This window comes from Streptomyces sp. NPDC059255 (assembly GCF_042752355.1).
Classification (GTDB): domain Bacteria; phylum Actinomycetota; class Actinomycetes; order Streptomycetales; family Streptomycetaceae; genus Streptomyces.
Genome location: NZ_JBHYZP010000024.1, coordinates 42042 through 57918, shown reverse-complemented (window position 1 = coordinate 57918; position 15877 = coordinate 42042). Strand labels below are relative to the sequence as shown.

Genomic DNA, 15877 nt, shown 5'->3' with positions numbered 1-15877 from the left:
GCACCGCGGCCCCGCCTCACGGGCCGGAGCCGGCCGGGACGGGCATCATGGCGGGGGCCGGCCTCCGCAATCCGGACGAACCGGACGGATGGCCGACTCCTGCAAGGGGCTGGAAGGGCTGGAAGGGCGGTCATGACGGGCACGCACCACACACGGGCCGCGGTCGCGGTGTGGACCCTCACCAGGGCGGTGCTGCTGCTCTGTGTGTTCAAGGTCCTCACCGTGCCGGGGCCCGACGTCACCAGCGACGTCTCGGTGATCTACCGGGGCTGGTACGAGGTGCTGGGATCCGGCACCTACCCGCTGTCGGACGTGACCTGGCAGTATCCGCCCGGGGCGGCGCTGGCGGTCCTCTCCCCCGCCGTACTGCCGTTCCTCGGCTACGCGTCGGCCTTCTTCGTGCTGGCGTGTCTCTGCGACGCGGCCGTTCTCGGGCTGCTGCTGCGCGCGGCCACGGGCCCCGGCCGGTCGGTGCGCGGCGCGTGGGTGTGGGTGGCGGGCGTGCCGCTGCTGGGGCCGACCGCGTACGCGCGGTACGACGTGATGGTGACGGCGGTGGCGGTGGCGGCGCTGCTCGCCGGAGCGGGGCGGCCGAGGCTGATGGGGGCGCTCGCGGCGTGCGGCGCGCTGCTGAAGGTGTGGCCGGCGCTGCTGCTGGTGGGGACCCCGCCGGGCCGGGCGACCCGCCGGGCCTGGACGAGTGCGGCGGTGACGGCGGCGCTGCTGACCGCGGCCGCGTGCGCGGCGCTCCCCGGCGCGCTGGCGTTCCTGACCTTCCAGCGGGAGCGGGGCACGGAGGTGGAGTCGCTGGGCGCGCTGGTGTTCCAGGTGTGGCGGCACGTCGGCTGGGAGGGCGGCGTACAGCTCAGTTACGGCTCGGTGGAGTTCGTCGGGCCGTACGTGCCGCTGGTCAGCTCCGTGGCGCTGGCGCTCTCCGTGCTCGCCCTCGGCTGGCTGCTGGTGTGGCGGCTGCGGGCCCGTGCGCCGTATCCGGCCGGTACGGCCTTCGACGCGGCGTTCACGGCGGTGCTGCTGTTCACCACCACGAGCCGGGTGATCAGTCCGCAGTACCTGCTCTGGCTGGTCGGGCTCGCCGCCGTCTGTCTGACGCTCCGGGCGAGCCGGATGACCGCGCCCGCAGTGCTGGTGGTGGCCGCCACGGGGGTGACGCTGCTCGAATTCCCGCTGGGGTTCGGCCATGTCGTGGCCGGGGACGCGATCGGCGTGGCGCTGCTGTTCGTACGGAACGGCCTGCTCGTCGCGGCGACGTTGACCGCCTGCCGCCGGCTGTGGCGGGAGACGGTCTCCGGGCCCCGGCGCGCCGCGGCGGCGCGAGGGGTCAGCGCAGACTCCGCCGCACATGATCGCGCCACCGCTCCGTGAGCCTCTCCGGCGTGGTGGACAGGACGTCGCGCGCGGCCTTCCGGACGGCGCCCGCGCGGCCCGGGTGGGCGCCGACGGCGCGGTAGAAGGCGGTCAGCTTCTCCTCGCCCCACTCCGCGGCGATCAGCTCGCACGCCAGCCGGCCGCCCTCGTACGCGCGGGCCAGCGGGGCCGGGTCCGCGCCGAACGCGAAGTCCGCGTCGGCGGGGAGCGCGCCGGGCGCCTCGCCGCGGCGTACGGCCCGCCGGAGTTCGGGGGCGATCTGCCCGGCGGTCAGCTCCGTGCCCCGGTACGCGACCCAGTCCGCGAAGCCCTCGGAGAGCCAGGACGGGGTGGCGGCCGAGGTGGCGGTCCTGGTCGCGACGTGGGTGGTCTCGTGGGTCAGCACGATCTCCCTGCCGTGGGCCGAGAGCTGCCCGTACGCCTCCGGGTTGACGACGATCCGGTCGGCGGGCGCGGCGCCCCGGCGGCCGGTCTCGCCGGTGGTGACGGCGGCGATGCCCCGGTAACCGGCGGCGGGCGCCCCCAGGAGCCCTCCCACGGCCGTCAGGTCCTCGGCCACCAGCACCAGCACCCGGCGCGCCCAGCGGCCCGGCCAGGCGGCCCCGACGGCCGGTACGGCGCGGTCGGCGGCGGCCGCGACGTCCCGCAGCCGCGCCTCGTCGGGCCCGGTGCCGAGGACCAGGCCGTGGGCGCCGCGTACGGCCCGTACCGCGCCCTGCTCCCAGAGCTGGGCGCCCGCCCCGTCGCCCGGCCGGTCGGCGCGCACGTACCAGCGGCCGGCGCGCTCGGTCAGCTCCAGCGCGCGGGGCGTGACGACGGGCGCCGCGTCGTGGCCGGTGAGCCCGTAGCGCAGCTCGGCGCGGACGGCCGCCCGGCCGCCGGAGCGCCGTACCCCGGTGAGGTGGTACGCCCAGGAGTCGAGGGGCACTTCGGCGAGGTTCCCGAACTCGGCGCGCGCCGCGGCCCGCGCGGCGGGGTCGAAGGCGGCCAGGTGGCCGGCCGCGTCACGGTCCAGGAGGGCGGCGGCCCGGCGCTCCAGGGTCCGGCGGATCCCGTCGGCCGCCGGGGCGTCGGACGCGTCGCGGGCGCCGGACGCGCCGGCTCCGGCGGGGGTGCGCGCCGGAGCCGTACAGCCGGGGGCGAGGAGCAGCCCGGCCAGCAGCGGCAGGACGGCGCGCCGCCCGACCCCGCCGCCGGGCGCGCCGTCGTCGTCACGTCCCGGGCCTGCCACGCCGCCGATCGTACGGGCCCGGCGCCCGCGCCCCCGCGGGACGTCAGACCCGGGTGACCGAGGAGACCGGCAGCATGCCGACCGGGTCGTAGCGCACGGAGGCGCCGGGGTACGGGGCGTGGATCACCTGGCCGTTGCCCACGTACATGCCGATGTGGCTGGCGTCGTCGCGGTACGCCACCAGGTCGCCGGGGCGCGCCTGGGAGAGCGGCACCCGCGCCCCCACGGACCGCTGGGCCTGGGAGGTGCGCGGCAGTCCGACCCCGGCCTGGGCGTACGCCCACTGTGTGAGCCCCGAACAGTCGAAGCCCGAGGGCCCGTTGGCGCCCCACATGTAGGGCCGGCCGACGGCGCGCTGGGCGGCCTGGACCGCAGCTGCGGCCCGTGCGGAGGGGGGCGCGCCGGGGCCGGAGAGCGCGCCGGGCAGCTCACCGCGGTCGGAGCGGGAGGCCCGGTCGTAGGAGGCGCGGTCGGCCTCGGTCAGCGTGTTGAGCAGCCGGCGCGCCTCGGCGAGGCGGCCCTCGACCGTGCGCTTGTGGCGGGCGACGGCGGCCCGGCTGCGCTCCAGGTCGGCGAGGTCACGGGCGGCCTCGCTGCGCACCTGCCCGAGGCTCCGCTGCGCCAGCCCCAGTTCCTTCAGCGCGCCGGACTGGCGGGCGCCGACCCGGTCGAGGACGGCGGCCTTCTCCAGATAGCCGTCCGGGTCGGAGGAGAGCAGCAGGGCCAGGGCGGGGTCGACGCCGCCCGAGCGGTACTGGGCGCCGGCGAGCGAACCGAGCGCGCCGCGCATCGTGTTGACGCGCTCCTGGCCGCGCGCCGCCCTGTCCTGCGCCGAGTCGAGCAGCGTCCGTAGCTCGGTGACGCGTTCGCCCGCCTTGTTGTACGACTCGGTGGCCCGCTCGGCCTGCTCGAAGAGCCGGTCGACCTGGGCCCGGGTCGCCTCGGGCGTCGCCTTCGGGTCGGCACCCGCCGGGGCGGCGCCGAGCGCCACCGCCGTCGTGGCCGCCGCGAGGGACACGGCGGCGACGGCGCTGCCGCGGGTGCCGGAACGCAGAGCAGACTGGCCGGACTGTGAGGGACGGCGATGGGACACCACGGGAAGCCGAACTCCCTTCCGCTGTACGCGCTGGCGCAGCCCTGCCGCCCGGTGGGCGGACCGCTGGCCGGTGCTGCGCGGAGCAGACAGTAGCCGGGCGATCACGGAGCGGCCAACGACCGCCCCGTGCACACAAAGTGACGCCCCGCCGTAGACCTCAAGGTCATCGGCGGGGCGCGGGTGTCAGCGTATGCGGTGGGAATTCGCCCGAATGGGCGGGTGTCGAGCCGGAGATGACCGGTCGGGCACGCAGCCGGTCGGGCCCTCAGGCGGCCGGACTCCCGGCGGTCGGACCCTCAGGCGGTCGGACCCTCAGGCCGCCGGACTCCGCCCGCCCGGCGGTCAGCCGATGCGGACACCGAACTGGAACGGCATGTTCCCGATGGCCTCGTAGCGGACGCTGGCGCCCGGCTTGGGAGCGTGCAGCACCTGGCCGTTGCCCGCGTAGAAGCCGACGTGGTGCCAGTCACCGTAGAAGATGACCAGGTCGCCCTTCTGGAGCTGGCCCTGCGAGAGCCGCGCACCGGCGGTGGCCTGGGCCTCGGAGGTCCGGGGTATGGAGACGCCGGCCTGCGCGTACGCCCAGGAGGTGAGCCCGGAGCAGTCGAACGAGCCGGGCCCGGAGGCGCCGTAGACGTACGGCGTGCCGATCTTGCCCTGCGCGGCGGCGAACGCGGCGGCCGCGCGCGACGAGGAGGCGGGGGCGTCCCCGAGGTCGGTGCGGGCGGACGAACCGCCGCCGCTGCCGCTGCCCCGGCTGGCGCGCTCCTCGTCGGCCTTGACCAGCTCGGCGCGCTCCTTCTCGGTGAGCGTGTTGAGCAGCTTCTGCGCGGCGCTGAGCTTGGTCTGGACTTCCTTCTTCTTCGCGGTGAGCACCTTGCGGGTCTCCGCGAGGTCCTTGACCTTGCCCTGGGCCTCCTTGCGCTGCTGTGCGAGGGTCCGCTGCTTGTCCTGGATCTGCCGGAGCGACTCGGCCTGCTTGGAGCTGATCTGGTCGAGCGTGCCGGCCTTCTCCAGGTAGCTGTCCGGGTCCGAGGAGAGGAAGAGCTGGAGCGCGGGGTCGATGCCGCCGGTGCGGTACTGGCTGCTGGCCATCAGACCGAGGCCGTCGCGCATCTGGTTGAGCTCGTCCTGGCCGCGGGCGACCTTGTCCTGGATGGCGCCGACCTGCTTCTCCAGCTTCTTCTGCGCCTCATCGGCGCCGCTGGCCTTCTCGGTGGCCCGCTCCGCGTCCTCGTAGAGCTTGTCGACCTTCTCCTTGACGTCCGCCTTGCTCGGCGTCGGCGCGGCGTTGGCGGCCTGGGCGCTCAGGGCGACAGCGGCGGCGGCGGTCGCGGTGAGGACGGTCACCCGGGTACGGCTCGGGGGCTTGGGACGACGGTGGGACGCCACGGAGGCGAGCTCCTTCTTCCTCAGCCGCCTGCCGGTCCTCGGGTGGGGGACGTCAGTCCCGGCTCCGCGCGTACGGTTCCCCCGACGAACTGGGCCGAACTGCGCGAAAACGGCGGTTCCTTCACTGCCACCCCGGATGGGTGATCAACCGCGCGAAGGTTCGAGGCATGACCCTAGTGACCTCCTCGTGATCAGTTCAAATCCTTGTAAGGAAAAACTCCGTCACGAAGCACATTATTTACAGAGGCCAACAGACAGCAGATCGGCAATACACATGCAGTAGCAGACATTTGACATCATGCCCGCGCAAGCACCGACCAATTCGGTCATTCACCACGAGAGTTGACCATAGGCCACCCGACCAACCGATCAGCCACTCGCGCTCGCCCCGACCGGTCGCCCGTCAGACGCGGGAGAGCCGCTTCAGCAGCAGGGCGGAGGCGACGGGCCGGGCACCGGCGCGAGCCACCCCGTCCGCGACCTCGCGGTCGGTGGAGACCACCACCACGGGGCGGCCCGGCGGTTCCGCCCTGACGAGCTGGCGGATCAGCTCGTCCGCGGTCACCCCCGGCTTGGAGAAGAGCACCCGCACCCCGCGCGGCGGCGCGAGCAGCACCGGCGCGGCCAGCTCCGCGCCGTCGAAGACGCAGGTCACCTCGGCGCCCGTCTGCGCCGCGAGCATGGCGAGCCCGCCCAGCAGCCGCAGCCGCTGCTTCTCCAGCGGCATCGTGGGATAACCGGTCTTGGTCACGTTGTAGCCATCCACGACCAGATGCGCCTGCGGCAGCGCGAGCAACTGATCGAGCAGCGCCGGATCCATGTCCGAGAGCGCGCGGGCCGCCACGTCCTTGGGCGACATCCGGCCGGGCTCCACCGCGTCGACCGTGTCGGCGGGCCGGCTGGCGGCGGGCGGCAGTGCCAGCTCACGGCGCAGCCCCTGCGCCGACTCCAGCACCGTGTCCAGCAGCAGCCGCAGCCGCATGTCCTCGACCGAGCGGCCCTCGCGCGCGGCCCGGCGGCTCGACTCGACGGTGGACTCCGCCTCCGCGAGCCGCGCCCTGATCCGGCGCGTCTCGCTCTCCGCCGCCGACACCTGGGCCGCGCTCTCCGTCCTGAAGGCCTCGGACTCGGCGTGCGCGCGGCGCAGGGCGGCGTCGCCGCGCTTCACATCGCTGAGCGCGCTGCGCAGCTTACGGTGGAGCGCCTCGGTCTCCTTGCGCGCGGCGTCCAGCTCCGTGCGCAGCCGCTCCGTCTCGCTCTTCGTCTGCGACCTGGCGGCGGACAGCTCCGCGCGCAGCCGCTCCAGCTCACGCCGGGTCTCCTCACCGGCACGCTCGGCGTCGGCGCGCTGCGCCTCCTCACCGGCGGCGGCGACCAGTTTCACCCATCCGGGCGGTCTGAGCACATACGCGGCGGCCGCCACGTCGACGGGGTCGGCGGCGGCGGGGGGCGACCCGGACTCCAGGGCGGCGGCCAGCTCCGGCTGAGCCTGGCCGATCCGCTCACCGATGCGCTGCCGGAACAGGGGGTCGCTCTCCAGCGCGGCGGCCATCGCGTTGCCCGCGAACTTCGCACGCCTGTTCGGAGTGAAGCGCGCGTACTGCCGCAGCTGGGCAGGCAGCTCGGTGACGGTCAGCCCGCCGAAGGCGTCCGAGACGAGCGCGACGACCCTGCGTCGTACGCCGTCGGGGAGCGGGCGGTCGAGCGCCTCCGCGGCGTCACCGCCGGCCGCACCGGCCGGCTCAGCACCGCTCGCGGGCTGCTCCACGATCCGTCACCCCATCCACCCCTTACGGGCGGCTCCCTCAGGAACCGGCACCCGGCCTGTCCACCAGTTCGATCTGATCCACGGCGTTGCACCAGCGGCAGCGCACCGACTCGATGGTCTCACTGACCACCTCACGCTCCTCGACCGTCGGCTCCCCGGCCAGGTCCAGATGGACGTACTCGACGACCTTGGACGAGCGGGTCACATCGAACCTGGTCAGATTGCCGCACAAGGTACAGCGCCACCGGGTGGAGGCCGTGGGCTGCGGAACCGTCGGAAGTGCTGCCATCGTGGCGTCCCCTTGCTCTTCATTTCCATCGTCCCTAAGCGGTGCCCCGCGATGCGGCGTCGAACCGCGGACGGCACCCGGCAACCCTACGGCCTCACGGCTCTCCCCCGGCGCCGCGGGCTTCGAAGCGGGCTCTCTCCTCGCCTGGGTGCGGTACGGGCGTACCGATAGAGTGAGGGGTCCAGTCGGCGGCCACCGAGGGAGAACGCCAACCGTGATCACCGCGATCGTGCTCATCAAGACCAGCGTGGACCGTATCCCCGAGATCGCCGAGGCGATCTCGGCTCTGGACAGCGTCAGCGAGGTCTTCTCGGTGACCGGGCAGTACGACCTGATCGCCATGGTCCGGGTCGCCAAACACGACGACCTGGCGGATGTGATCCCCGGCCGGATCAGCAAGATCGCCGGCGTCGAGGCCACGGACACGCATGTCGCCTTCCGTACGTACTCCCAGCACGACCTGGAGGCGGCCTTCGCGATCGGACTCGACGCGTAGACCGCCTCGGACAGGCAGGGCAGACACGGCAGGCAGGGCGGTCCCCGGCGGGAGCGGCCCGCCGGGGACCTCCGGGTGACGTACGGGGCTACGCGGCGGCGCCGTCCCGGTCCGGCACGCAACGGCCTTCCTCCGTACGGTAGTTCCACCGCGCGCCGTCGCTCACCAGCTCCCGCACCGCGCGTACGAAGCGCTCCACGTGCTCGTCCGGCGTCCCCGCGCCGAAGCTGACCCGGATCGCGTTGAGCGAGCGCTCGCCCGGCTCGGCCTCCGGGGCGCCGCACTCCCCCGGGTCCTGCGGGTCGCTGCCCAGCAGCGTCCTGACCAGCGGGTGCGCGCAGAACAGACCGTCCCGTACGCCGATGCCGTACTCGGCGGAGAGCGCGGCGGCGAAGTGCGAGCTGTTCCACCCCTCCACCACGAACGACAGGACGCCGACCCGCGGCGCGTCGTCGCCGAAGAGCGAGAGCACCTGGACCTCGGGCACCGCCGCCAGTCCCGCGCGCACCTCGGCGACCAGCCGCTGCTCCCGGGCGGCCAGCGCGTCGAACCCCGCCTCGGTGAGCGCCTGACAGGCGGAGGCGATCGCGTAGACGCCGATGACATTGGGCGAGCCGGCCTCGTGACGGGCGGCCGTGGCGTGCCAGTCGACGTCCACCCCGCCGTCGGCACGGCGCGCCACCTTGCGGCTGGCGCCGCCGCCCGCGAGATACGGCTCGGCATCCTGGAGCCAGTCGGCGCGGCCCGCGAGGACCCCGGAGCCGAACGGCGCGTACAGCTTGTGGCCGGAGAAGGCGATCCAGTCGACGCCGAGTTCCGCGATGTCCACGGCGTGGTGCGGGACGAGCTGCGCGGCGTCGAGGACGATCCGGGCGCCGTGGGCGTGCGCGGCGGCGGTCAGCTCCCGTACGGGCCACAGCTCACCGGTCACGTTGGACGCGCCCGTCACACAGACCAGCGCCGGGGCGTCCGGGTCACGCTCGGCCAGCGCCCGCTCCAGGGTGGCGACGGCCTCGGCCGGGGTGCGCGGGGCGTTGAGGTAGGTGACCCGGGCGTCGCGCCAGGGCAGCAGGGAGGCGTGGTGCTCGGTCTCGAAGACGAAGACCTGGCAGCCGGCCGGCAGCGCGGCCGCCAGCAGGTTGAGGGAGTCGGTGGTCGAGCGGGTGAAGACGACCTGGTCGTCGGCGCGGCAGCCGAGGAACTCCGCGACGGTGCGGCGGCTGTTCTCGAAGAGGTCGGTGGAGAGCTGCGAGAGGTAGCCGGCGCCGCGGTGGACGCTTCCGTAGTACGGGGCGTAGGCGGCGACGTCGTCCCACACCCGCTGGAGGGCCGGGGCGCTGGCGGCGTAGTCGAGGGCCGCGTACGTGACCTCGCCGCCGGTGACGAGCGGGACGGTCACATCGCGGCCGAGCACCGGGAGCGGTGCTCCACAGGCGGGGTCCTCGGACCCGGCGGAGACGGTGGTGGCGGTGGTGGTGGAGGCAGCGGAGGAGGAGGTGTTGGGGCGTGCGGACATGGCGTTGTCTCCCGGCGAGAAGAGTCGGAACAGCTTCAAGGACCCACACGGCGCCGTCACAGCATGACGGCATGACAGAGGTGGCGCCAGATGCGGATGTTGCCTCGACGCACGGAGGAGACCGTACGGAGGCGTGTTGAAGAAGGGGCGTATGAGCCCTAACGCATTCGCTTGCTCACGAGACTGCTCCCTTGAGGACCAGGACCCCAAAGGTGAGAAGGGGTCCGCGCTTGCCGCGGACCTCGCTGCCCACGGCCTGGTCTTCACCCGGGGCACCCCGCCACGGACGGAGGGTTGCCGGACAGCGAGCCGGGGCCTTAATCGCTGTCACTCATGACCTTGGCCGAAAGTATCGCACGGCGGCACGGACCCCCCAAGCGCTGTCCGCGATACGGGACGGGCCCGCTCGGGGTCAGGAAGGGGGCCGGGACGCGCGCTCCGCGTCCCGGCCCCTCCCCGGCGTCCGGTCAGGCGTTGCTGGCCGCCACCCAGCGGGCCAGCGCGTCCCGCGCCGCGCCCGAGTCGATCGCCTCCGCGGCCCGCGCGATCCCCGCCGCGAGCTGGCTCTCCAGCGGCTCGCCCGTCAGGTCCAGCGCCACCAGCGCCGCCGCCGAGTTGAGCAGCACCGCGTCCCGTACGGGACCGGTCTCGCCCGCCAGCAGCCGGCGCGCGACATCGGCGTTGTACGAGGCGTCCGCGCCGCGCAGCGCCTCCACCGGGACCAGGTCCAGGCCGACGTCACGCGGGTCGAAGGGCTGCTCGGTCACGTCGCCGTCCCGTACGGTCCACACCCGGGAGGTCGCGGTGGTGGTCAGCTCGTCGAGCCCGTCGTCGCCGCGGAAGACCAGCGACGAGTTGCCCCGCTCGGCGAGGACCCCCGCGACGATGGGCGCCATCCGGACATCCGCCACGCCCACCGCCTGGGCTCTGACCCGGGCCGGGTTGGTGAGCGGGCCGAGGATGTTGAAGGTGGTCTGCGCGCCCAGCTCCTTGCGCGCCTTGGCCGCGTACCGCAGCGCCGGGTGGAACTTGACCGCGAAGCAGAACGTGATGCCCGCTTCCTCCGCGACCTCGGCGACCCGCTCCGGCGTCAGCTCCAGATTGACGCCGAGCTTCTCCAGTACGTCCGAGGCACCGCTCGCGGAGGACGAGGCGCGGTTGCCGTGCTTGACGACCTTGGCGCCCGTGCCCGCCACGACGATCGCGGACATGGTGGAGATGTTGACGGTCTTGGCAAGATCGCCGCCGGTGCCGACGATGTCGACCGTACGGCCGGGCACCTCGATGGTGTGGGCGTGCGTGTACATGGCGCGGACCAGCCCCGAGACCTCCTCTACGGTCTCGCCCTTCGCCCGCAGCGCGACCGCGAAGCCGGCGATCTGCGCGTCGGTGGCCTCGCCGCCCATGATGCGGTCCATGGCCCACGCCGTGTCGTCGGTGGTCAGGTTCTCGCCGCGCAGCAGAGGGTTCAGTACGCCCGGCCAGGTGCGGGCCGCCACGGTGTCGCCTCCGACAGGGGTAACAGCGCTCATGCTCGCTCCTGGGTGTCTGGGACGGCTGCGTGGGCCTCGTACGGTGTGACGGCGTACGGCCCGGCCGCAAGCCTATCGGCGTACCCGGGCCCCGGTGGAAGAGTGCCCGTACTGCGGACGCGAGAACGCGTACGACGCCGCGGGTGGCACGCCGAGGGCCCCGGCCGGCTCCCTGGGGAGACCGGGCCGGGGCCCTCGGTGGTGGCGACCTGTGTCAGGCCGGGCGATCAGTGGTGGCCGTGGCCGCTGGTGATCTCCTTGTACTCCTCCGCGGTGGGCTTGGGGAGCTGGTTGTTCTCGCCGTAGTAGCCCTTGCTCAGCTTGACCCTGAGCTTCTCGACGGGCGACACCCTGCGGCGTACCCCGTTCTCGTCGGTCTCGGGGCCCAGCTCGGCGGGCTTGTACTGCTCGTGCGCGGTCAGCTTGTGCAGGTCACCCTGGTTCAGCGGGGCGTGGACCTCGATGAACTCACCGTGCGGCAGCCGCTTGATGACACCGGACTCGCGGCCGTGCAGCACCTTCTCGGCGTCGCGCCGCTGGAGACCGATGCAGATCCGCTTTGTGGCGATGAAGGCGATGACCGGTCCGACGAAGAAGGCGATCCGGACGAACCAGGTGATCGCGTTGATCGACAGATGGAAGTGCGTCGCCCACAGGTCGTTCCCGCCACCGACCAGCAGGATGAAGTACCAGGTCAGCCAGGCCACACCGAACGCGGTACGCGTCGGCGCGTTGCGCGGGCGGTCCAGGATGTGGTGCTCCCGCTTGTCCCCGGTGACCCAGGACTCGACGAACGGGTAGACCGCGATCGTGACCAGCACCAGCGGGAAGATGATCAGCGGGATGAAGACACCCAGGACGAGCGTGTGTCCCCACGCGTTGATCTCCCAGCCCGGCATCACACGGATGAGGCCTTCGGAGAAGCCCATGTACCAGTCGGGCTGCGCGCCGGTGGAGACCTGGTCGGGCCGGTACGGGCCGATCGCCCAGATCGGGTTGATCGTGGCGATGGCAGAGACGATCGCGATGACCCCGAAGACCAGGAAGAAGAAGCCTCCGGCCTTGGCCATGTAGACCGGCAGCAGCGGCATGCCGACGACGTTGGTGTTCGTCTTGCCGGGGCCCGCGAACTGCGTGTGCTTGTGGTAGAAGACCAGGATCAGGTGGGCCACGACCAGACCCAGCATGATGCCGGGCAGCAGCAGGATGTGGACCGAGTAGAACCGGGCCACGAAGTCGCCGCCGGGGAACTCGCCGCCGAACAGGAACATCGACAGGTACGTTCCGACGACCGGCACCGACAGGACCGCGCCCTGCATGAACCGCACACCGGTACCGGAGAGCAGGTCGTCCGGGAGCGAGTAGCCGGTGAACCCGGTGAACATGCCCAGGACGAAGAGCAGGAAGCCGAACAGCCAGTTGACCTCGCGCGGCTTGCGGAAGGCGCCCGTGAAGAAGACGCGCATCATGTGGACCAGCATGGCCGCGAGGAAGATCAGCGCCGCCCAGTGGTGGATCTGCCGGATGAGCAGACCGCCGCGGACGTCGAAGCTGATGTCCAGCGTGGAGGCGAACGCCTCCGACATCATCACGCCCTGGAGCGGGACGTAACCGCCGTGGTACTCCACCTCGTTCATCGACGGGTGGAAGAACAGCGTCAGGTACACACCCGTGAGGATGATGATGATGAAGCTGTAGAGGCAGATCTCCCCGAGCATGAAGGACCAGTGGTCCGGGAAGATCTTCCGCATGTTGGCCTTGGCCAGGCTGTAGATGCCCAGCCGGCCGTCCGCCCAGTCGGCCACCCGCTCGCCCGCGGGCGCTTTACGGGCCTTGTCGTCCGTCGTGGCAGTGGTCGTCGTGGTACTCATCCGCGCTCCCAGAAGGCCGGGCCGACGGGCTCGGCGAAGTCGCCGAGTGCCTCAAGGTTGCCCTCCGCGTTCACGCCGATCCGCAGCTGCGGCAGGGCGTGACCGGCGGGGCCGAAGATGACGCGCGCGCCGTCGGAAAGGTCGAAGGTGGACTGGTGGCACGGGCAGAGCACGTGATGCGTCTGCTGCTCGTACAGGCTGATCGGGCACCCGACGTGGGTGCAGATCTTCGAGAACGCCACGATCCCCTGGTGGGACCAGTCCAGCTCCTGCTTGTCCTTGATCTCGTCCGGCTGGATCCGGACGATCATCAGGGCGGCCTTGGCGATCTCCTTCTGGAACTCCTCGCTGTGCTGCTCCAGGCCCTCGGGCATGGCGAAGGTCAGCGAGCCCGTGACGACGTCCTCGGGACGCAGCGGCTCCATCGTGTTCATGTTGATGAGCTGCTTGCCCTTGGCCCACAGCGTCGAGCGGAGCTTCTTCTCGGGCAGCGGACCGAGGTCGCGCAGGAGCACGACGCCGGAGAGCGGGACGAGGGCCAGCGCGCCGAACATCGTGTTGCGGATCAGCTTGCGCCGGCCGAAGCCCGACTCGGCCGCACCCGCGGCGAAGTCCTCCAGGACCTTCGCCTTGACCTCGGGCGGCGCCTCGATCGGGTGCCGGTCGTCGGCGATCTCCACGTCCGACATCAGCGTGCGGGCCCAGTGGACCGCGCCGGCGCCGATGGCGAACAGGGCGACACCGAGGGTCACACCCAGCGAGAAGTGCAGGATGCTGACGTGCCCGAACGGGAAGATGAAGACGCTCTTGTCGACCGGGAAGGCGACGAACGAGGCGATGAACGCGACCGTCGCCAGCATCGACAGCAGGAACAGGCCGGCGACGGTGCGCTCGGACCGCTTGGCCGCCCGCTCGTCGATGTCCTGGATGCGCGGCTTGTGGGCCGGCAGCCCCGGATCCGCGAAGGGATCGTCGGCGCGCGCCACCTCGCCGTGCGCGGCGGTGTGGCCGCTCGGCAGGGTCTCTTCTACTGAATTCTCTTGGCTACTCATGACTTCTTGGCCTTAGCGGTGTGGGCCGCGACCCAGACGGCAACGGCGATCAATGCGCCCAGTCCGAAGATCCAGGCGAACAGCCCCTCGCTGACGGGGCCGAGGCCGCCGAGGGAGAGGCCGCCGGGGCTGACGGTCTCATCCCCGTTCACCGCCTTGACGTACGCGATGATGTCCTTCTTCTGCTGCTCCGGCATCGAGGAGTCGGGGAAGGAAGGCATGTTCTGCGGGCCGGTCTGCATGGCCTCGTAGATGTGCTTCGGATCCACGCCCTCAAGGCTCGGTGCGGACTTGCCGTGGGTCAGCGCGCCGCCCTCACCGGTGAAGTTGTGGCACTGGGCGCAGTTGGTGCGGAACAGTTCGCCACCCTTGCCGATGTCGGCACCGTCGGGGCTGTACTGGTTCTCGGTCGGCGTGATCGGACCGGCGCCGAGGGACGCGACGTACGCGGCGAGCTGGTCGATCTGCTTCTGGTCGTAGATGACCTTCTTCTTCGGTACCTGCGCGCCGGGCTGCTGGGCCGGCATGCGGCCGGTGCCGACCTGGAAGTCCACGGCGGCGGAGCCGACGCCGACCAGGCTCGGGCCGTCAGAGGTCCCCTGACCGCCGACTCCGTGGCAGCTTGCGCAGCCCACGGTGTAGAGCTTCTTGCCCTCCTCGATGGCAAGGGACTGGGCGGTCTCGTCAGCCTGTGCCTTGCTCGCGGGCGCGAACGCGGCGTACAGCCCCCCGGTGGCCGCCAGCGCGAAGAGTAGGACGACGACCGCCGCCAGCGGATGGCGTCGTCGTGCGGAGAGCTTTTTCACGGATTACCCCGGTGTCAGGATCTTCTGCGTCGGTGCTTCTGGACTGTGTCTGTGGGGCGGCGCGCGTCGGGCGCGGCGTCCGGCTACTTGATCAAGTAGATCGTGGCGAAAAGGCCGATCCAGACGACATCGACAAAGTGCCAGTAATAGGACACGACGATGGCGGCGGTAGCCTGCTCGTGGGTGAACCTCTTGGCCGCGTACGTCCTGCCCAGGACGAACAGGAACGCGATCAGACCTCCCGTCACGTGCAGACCGTGGAAGCCGGTGGTCAGGTAGAACACCGAGCCGTACGGGTCGGAGGAGAGCGAGATGCCGTCCTTCTTGACCAGCTCGGTGTACTCGAAGACCTGGCCGCCGATGAAGATCGCACCCATCACGAACGTGACCACGAACCACGTGCGGAGCTTCTTCACGTCACCGCGCTCGGCGGCGAAGACGCCGAGCTGGCAGGTGAGGGAGGAGAGCACCAGGATCGTGGTGTTCGTCGCCGAGAACGGGACGTTCAGGGCATGAGCCATTTCCTTCCAGTAATCCGCCCCCATCACCGATCGCAGGGTGAAGTACATCGCGAAGAGGGCCGCGAAGAACATCAGCTCGGAACTCAGCCAAATGATGGTTCCGACACTGGTGAGGTTCGGCCGATTGACCGACGGGTGCGCGTGCCCGGTTTCTACTGTCGTTGCTGTCGCCACGACCGACATTATGTCGGTCGCTTATCTCGCGCTGACTCCCGGGGTGCCGTTCGGTGTGTCCATGGGCTGTGTCCAGCTCGAACGGACCGGCGAAGGCCTGTCCTTACCCGTGCTGACACGGTGTCCGACGGAGTACGATCCGCGCATCGGTTCAGGGCCGTGGAGCCCTGGAGCCCCCGCAGACACCGATGTCACGGAGGAACAATGCAGCCGACCGCCACCGTGCTGGTCTACAGCGACGACGCGAACACCCGCGAGCAGGTCAGGCTGGCGGCGGGCCGGCGGCCGGCCGCCGATGTCCCACCGGTCGAGTTCGTGGAGTGCGCGACCCTGCCCGCGGTGATCGAGCGGCTGGACCGCGGCGGGATCGACGTCTGCGTCCTGGACGGCGAGACGGCCCCCGCGGGCGGCATGGGCGTCTCCCGGCAGATCAAGGACGAGATCTTCAACTGCCCGCCCGTGCTGCTGCTGATCGGCCGCCCGCAGGACGCCTGGCTGGCCACCTGGAGCCGCGCGGACGCCGCGGTGACGCTGCCGGTCGAGCCGGTCGGCTTCGCGGACGCCCTGGCCTCGCTGCTGCGCTCCCGGCTCGCCGTGGACGCCTGACGAGCGGTTTCCGTCCGGGCGGACGTGTACGCCCGCACGGACGGACATACGGGCGGACGCGCACGTACGGACATACGGGCCGACGTGGCGGACGTACGGGCGTAACGGCGGCCGGGGTGCCTCACACCCCGGCCGCCGCCG

The 15877-nt window shown here is 71.9% G+C and carries 14 protein-coding genes and 1 riboswitch; of the genes, 3 read left to right on the top strand and 11 right to left on the bottom strand.

Annotated elements, in window-relative coordinates; translation table 11 throughout:
* The first annotated feature begins 132 nt into the window (after window positions 1-132).
* A complete protein-coding gene (locus ACFXKG_RS25350) occupies window positions 133-1383 on the top strand; it encodes a glycosyltransferase 87 family protein (RefSeq protein WP_384843350.1) in 1251 nt (416 codons plus the stop codon).
* Here the strand turns inward: ACFXKG_RS25350 and ACFXKG_RS25345 are convergent.
* The 5 genes from ACFXKG_RS25345 to ACFXKG_RS25325 form a co-directional block, all read right to left on the bottom strand.
* A complete protein-coding gene (locus tag ACFXKG_RS25345; RefSeq protein WP_384843347.1) occupies window positions 1340-2617 on the bottom strand; it encodes a hypothetical protein in 1278 nt (425 codons plus the stop codon). The genes ACFXKG_RS25350 and ACFXKG_RS25345 overlap by 44 nt on opposite strands.
* A 43-nt stretch (window positions 2618-2660) precedes the next feature.
* Complete coding sequence (locus ACFXKG_RS25340) at window positions 2661-3713, bottom strand: NlpC/P60 family protein (protein WP_384843344.1); 1053 nt, start codon at window positions 3711-3713, stop codon at window positions 2661-2663.
* Between the two features lie 342 nt (window positions 3714-4055).
* Window positions 4056-5105 carry an NlpC/P60 family protein gene (locus ACFXKG_RS25335; RefSeq protein WP_384843341.1) on the bottom strand — a complete coding sequence of 350 codons (1050 nt, stop codon included), beginning with the start codon at window positions 5103-5105 and terminating at the stop codon, window positions 4056-4058.
* Window positions 5106-5508: 403 nt separating this feature from the next.
* Entirely contained in the window at window positions 5509-6873 is a 1365-nt protein-coding gene (locus ACFXKG_RS25330; protein WP_384843337.1) for an NYN domain-containing protein, read from the bottom strand.
* Between the two features lie 37 nt (window positions 6874-6910).
* Window positions 6911-7162, bottom strand: a complete 252-nt coding sequence (locus ACFXKG_RS25325) for a hypothetical protein (RefSeq protein ID WP_365806682.1) — start codon at window positions 7160-7162, stop codon at window positions 6911-6913.
* A 214-nt stretch (window positions 7163-7376) separates the two neighbouring features.
* Here ACFXKG_RS25325 and ACFXKG_RS25320 point away from each other — a divergent pair, with 214 nt between their 5' ends.
* The gene (locus ACFXKG_RS25320; protein ID WP_382888409.1) at window positions 7377-7658 is read left to right on the top strand and encodes an Lrp/AsnC family transcriptional regulator; all 282 of its coding nucleotides are present in this window, start codon (window positions 7377-7379) and stop codon (window positions 7656-7658) included.
* An 88-nt stretch (window positions 7659-7746) separates the two neighbouring features.
* Here the strand turns inward: ACFXKG_RS25320 and ACFXKG_RS25315 are convergent, their stop codons facing one another.
* The 6 genes from ACFXKG_RS25315 to ACFXKG_RS25290 form a co-directional block, all read right to left on the bottom strand.
* On the bottom strand, window positions 7747-9174 hold the full coding sequence (locus tag ACFXKG_RS25315) for an aminotransferase class V-fold PLP-dependent enzyme (RefSeq protein ID WP_384843333.1): 1428 nt from the start codon (window positions 9172-9174) through the stop codon (window positions 7747-7749).
* Window positions 9175-9395: 221 nt separating this feature from the next.
* Window positions 9396-9513, bottom strand: a riboswitch (SAM riboswitch).
* Between the two features lie 128 nt (window positions 9514-9641).
* Window positions 9642-10706 (bottom strand): anthranilate phosphoribosyltransferase, encoded by a 1065-nt coding sequence (gene trpD / locus ACFXKG_RS25310; protein WP_384843331.1) that lies wholly within the window; start codon window positions 10704-10706, stop codon window positions 9642-9644.
* 227 nt (window positions 10707-10933) lie between these two features.
* The gene (locus ACFXKG_RS25305) at window positions 10934-12577 is read right to left on the bottom strand and encodes a cytochrome bc complex cytochrome b subunit (protein WP_384843328.1); all 1644 of its coding nucleotides are present in this window, start codon (window positions 12575-12577) and stop codon (window positions 10934-10936) included.
* Window positions 12574-13629 carry a Rieske 2Fe-2S domain-containing protein gene (locus tag ACFXKG_RS25300; protein ID WP_384843325.1) on the bottom strand — a complete coding sequence of 352 codons (1056 nt, stop codon included), beginning with the start codon at window positions 13627-13629 and terminating at the stop codon, window positions 12574-12576. Before ACFXKG_RS25300 ends, ACFXKG_RS25305 begins: the two co-directional genes overlap by 4 nt.
* Window positions 13626-14435 (bottom strand): c-type cytochrome, encoded by an 810-nt coding sequence (locus tag ACFXKG_RS25295; protein ID WP_382888414.1) that lies wholly within the window; start codon window positions 14433-14435, stop codon window positions 13626-13628. The genes ACFXKG_RS25300 and ACFXKG_RS25295 overlap by 4 nt, the downstream gene beginning before the upstream one ends.
* Before the next feature lie 83 nt (window positions 14436-14518).
* Window positions 14519-15139, bottom strand: a complete 621-nt coding sequence (locus tag ACFXKG_RS25290; protein ID WP_365806692.1) for a heme-copper oxidase subunit III — start codon at window positions 15137-15139, stop codon at window positions 14519-14521.
* 195 nt (window positions 15140-15334) lie between these two features.
* Here ACFXKG_RS25290 and ACFXKG_RS25285 point away from each other — a divergent pair, with 195 nt between their 5' ends.
* Entirely contained in the window at window positions 15335-15736 is a 402-nt protein-coding gene (locus ACFXKG_RS25285) for a hypothetical protein (protein WP_384843321.1), read from the top strand.
* The last annotated feature ends 141 nt before the right edge of the window (window positions 15737-15877 follow it).